A 3,712-nucleotide genomic window follows, 5' to 3' on the forward strand; every position below is an offset into this window, starting at 1 on the left:
ACAGCGAACCCGCCAGCCCCGCCAGCGCCAACATGCCGCGTCCCAGGCCGAACACGTAGATGGGCGACAAGCGGAAGCGCTGCGCCAGCTCGCCGAAGAATATCCACATCAGCGCCTCGAAGCACAGGTAGCCCATCACCAAGAACATGGTGGCGAACGTGTTGTCGCTCATTTCGGAAAGCGGCAGGAAGAACAGCGTGACGGCGATGAAGGGGACGAGCGGGCGGAAGTACCGGCTCCATTTGTCACCGCCTCCAAGGGCCACGATGGTCACGAGGATGACTACGGAGGCGAATCCGGCGGCCAGCAGCATGGCGATCTGGTCGCCTACGTTCGAGGCGGGCACGATGTACTGGATGGACGTTTGCCGCAGCGTGCCCAACGCCACGCCGAACACGAACACGGGAATGCCGAAGCGCAGGAAGAACTTGGCATGGTTCACCGGAAGCGGTTTGAAGATGGGAACCTCGTTGCGCTCGGAATACGGCGCCGGCGTTTTGTTCCAGAGGATGGCGAGCTCCAGCAGCGGGATGATGCCCGCGAGGATGCCGGCGATGGGGAACGGCCCGTAATGCAGGCCGATGGCGTACACCCCGATGGCGATGGAGATGGCGATGGACGAGTTCAGCACGATGGAAGCGCTGTCGCAGCGCGCGAACGCGACGCCCCAGAACAGAATCAGGATGGCGGAGCCGATGCCCGTCATGACGCCCGACACCGCTTCCAGCGCCGGGCCGCTGATCACGGGCGTCGCAAGCAGCAGCAACGTTCCGGCCGACATGAGCGCCGCGCCCGCCGCGAGCGTCTTCTTCGAGATGTACGTCCTCAACAGCCGTTGATCGGTGATGCCGGCGAACAACAGGCACAGCCCGAACACGACGATGGAGACGAGGAACGGCAGCGACGCGTGGCTGCCGTACATGCCGGTGACGTAGGTTTGCGTGCCGAAGATGGTGGGCGTTCCGAACATGACGGCGTACACCCAAGCCTGGTGCAGTCCGTAGCCCACCGAGAGCAAGCTCAGGTCGCCGAACGCGGTGTCGTCGCCGAAGTCGGCGTTGACGGTGATGCGAGGAACGCGAATCCCCATGAAGCCCCCTCCTTGATTCCCTGGGCATCATCATACCGTGCAGAGGTTGTTTTTTCTAGCGAGGTGAGCGAGTCGATCAGCGTTTTGCGCTCGATGCGCAAGCGTTTGATCTGGGGAAATAGAAAAATAATCCTCTGAGGATGATGTTTGGAGGGGCGCCCGTCTGCTTTCGGGGGAGTGCTGGGGCATTGCGGGGCTGCGTCGGACCGGCTTGTGAAGAATAACGGGGCGCTCGCCGAACCGCAGCGGGAGGTGCGCGGGGGTCCGGCTGGTCGTCCGGACCCCCGCTCGGCGGTTTACGCCACCGTGAACACCACGCTGTCGAAGCGCTCGAGCGGCGTGCTCTCGCCCTCGGTGCCGCTTCCGTCGAACGCGGTGTGCGTGCCCGGCTTCTGGCTGTCGGCCTTGTGCACCGTGCACGTGTACTGCTTGCCGGACAGTTCGTCCGCCAACCTGGAGACGCTGTAGTCGTGAATGGCCGCAAGGCCGTTCTGACTGTTGCTGGAAACCACGCTCTCGTCCAGGCAAGCAGCGGCGGTGCTGCCTTCTGGAACGATGATGAGCGAGGTCTTCACGCCTCCGCCCTGAGCGGTTTCGTCCACCGTGCACGTGACCTCGATGACGCCCTTGCTGGTTGCAGCAACGTTCTCTTCGCCGTGGACGTAGTAGAACGCGTAGGCGGGAACCGCGATCGAAGCGCACAGGCAGCTCAGAACCGCAACGGCAAGAATCTTCTTGCCCCAAGCTACGTTGGCCATTGGAGCTTCCTTTCCCAAGAAGCCCCGCTTCTCGCAACGCGCCCCGATTATAGGGAGCCGGCGAAGCGCGCGTCAAGGTGATTTCGCAGCCCCGGCGTATGATGCGTGCGAATCCCTGCGTAATTACGCCTTATAGGATGATGAGCCGTCGCGCGCAGCCACTATACTCGAACGCAGCGAAGAGAGAAGAAGGAGGAATGATGCCTACCGTATCGTTCGACGACGTGCTGGGCTTGGACGACGAGTTCGATCCTCTGATGGCCGACGATCTGGAGATCGACCAGGAGGACATGGACGACGACAACCCGCTTGATACCGTCGACTATCCCACCATGCGCAACATGCCCCAGAGCATGCAGCGCGAAGCCGTGTACACCCCCAAGCGCCAAGGCGGCGTGGAATCTGCCGTGCTGGAGCTGCTGGATCACAACCCCGGTCGCCGGCCCGTGCTGCTGAGCATCATGGGGTTGTGCCGCGGCGGGTGCGCGGCGAGCCGCGTGGCCGAGCACGTGGAAGCGGCGCAGGCCAGCAACCGCTCGGTGTACGCGCCCATGACGCTGTGCCGCATGCTCGAACGTGCCGGCGCCTTGACGTTGGAGATGCCCGCAGCCGCCGAGCCGCACGAGGACGTGGAGGCGGGCGTTGCGTTTCTCGAGATCAAAGAACGCGTCGACCCTGTGTGGCGCACTACCGAAGAAGGAAGCGCGCTGTACGAGAGGCTGACCCAGGGCTCTGCATTCCGCGACGTCGTGCTCGATCGCGACAGCCGTTACGTGGAGGTGTACCGCGCGGTCATGCGCGCCGTCGACGAGCGTCCGTGCACGAAACCCGAGATAGAAGACCTGGTGGACACGTTCGACGAGGTGAAGAGCCCGCGGCGTTTCGGCGGCCATTTCATTGACATGCTGGAGCGCACCGATGCGCTGGAATGGAGCGAGCACGCGTGGCGTCTGACCGATCTGGGACGTGCGATGCTGCCTGCGGTGGAAGCGGCTGCCGCTGCGAAGAAGGAGGAGAACCATGCCTGAGGAAACCGTCGACCTGGTTGCGCTCATGAACATGCGCGCTCAAACGTACGGCCTGCTGGCAAACTTGTTCCGCGAGGAAGTGGACGCGGAATCCTTGCGGGAGCTGCAAGCCATGCGCTTCCCCACCGCCACGGGCAACGCGAAGGTGGACGAAGGGTACCATCTGCTGTACGACTATCTGAAAACCGCATGGGACGACAGCGTCACCGAGCTCGCCATCGACTTCGTGCGCACGTTCATCGGCCACGGGGTGAACGCGTACTCGGCCGCCTATCCGTACGAGAGCGTGTACACCTCCGAGCGTCGCCTGATGATGCAGGAGGCGCGCGCCGAAGTGCTGCAGACGCTGCGCGAGAACGGTTTGAAGCGCGGCGCGTGGAACGAGGGCGAGGATCACGTGGCGCTGGAGTTCGAGTTCATGCAACGCATGAGCCTGCGCGCGGCCGAGGCGCTGGCGGCAGGAGATGAGGACGAGGCCGTGGAACAGCTGCGCACTCAGCGAACCTTCCTGCACGACCACCTGCTGAACTGGCTGCCGCTGTTGACCAACGACATGCGGCTGTTCTCGCGCACGTTGTTCTACCAGGGGTTGGCCCAGCTTGCCATGGGCTTCGCCGAGGAAGACGCGTCCGTCCTCGCCGAGCTGCTGGACAGCGTGGAAGCCGCCGCATAGTAGGTTGCCGAAATCTCTCGTTGTTGCCTCCCCGCCGCCGGGCTCGCAGACGATCTGCGGGCCCGGGTTCCTTTCGGGCCCCTCCGTGTAAATTTTTCGACTTCGTGGCAAACCTTTTGGAAAGGGGAAGCCGTTCATCAGGCGTTTTCGTTCCGAAGGGAAT

General features: G+C 63.4%; 3 protein-coding genes and 1 pseudogene. 2 read left to right on the forward strand and 2 right to left on the reverse strand.

Annotated elements, in window-relative coordinates; translation table 11 throughout:
- Both ACMO6A_RS08835 and ACMO6A_RS08840 read right to left on the reverse strand, forming a co-directional pair.
- A pseudogene (locus tag ACMO6A_RS08835) lies at window positions 1-1,090 on the reverse strand (helix-turn-helix transcriptional regulator); the annotation flags it as partial.
- A 296-nt stretch (window positions 1,091-1,386) separates the two neighbouring features.
- On the reverse strand, window positions 1,387-1,848 hold the full coding sequence (locus ACMO6A_RS08840) for a hypothetical protein (protein WP_233671081.1): 462 nt from the start codon (window positions 1,846-1,848) through the stop codon (window positions 1,387-1,389).
- A 200-nt stretch (window positions 1,849-2,048) separates the two neighbouring features.
- Between ACMO6A_RS08840 and ACMO6A_RS08845 the strand changes: the two genes are divergently transcribed.
- Both ACMO6A_RS08845 and ACMO6A_RS08850 read left to right on the forward strand, forming a co-directional pair.
- A complete protein-coding gene (locus ACMO6A_RS08845; RefSeq protein WP_233671080.1) occupies window positions 2,049-2,876 on the forward strand; it encodes a hypothetical protein in 828 nt (275 codons plus the stop codon).
- Window positions 2,869-3,549, forward strand: a complete 681-nt coding sequence (locus ACMO6A_RS08850) for a TorD/DmsD family molecular chaperone (protein WP_271802321.1) — start codon at window positions 2,869-2,871, stop codon at window positions 3,547-3,549. The genes ACMO6A_RS08845 and ACMO6A_RS08850 overlap by 8 nt, the downstream gene beginning before the upstream one ends.
- Window positions 3,550-3,712 lie beyond the last annotated feature (163 nt).

The organism is Eggerthella sp. (genome assembly GCF_048329335.1).
In the GTDB taxonomy this organism is placed as follows: Bacteria; Actinomycetota; Coriobacteriia; order Coriobacteriales; family Eggerthellaceae; genus Eggerthella; species Eggerthella lenta.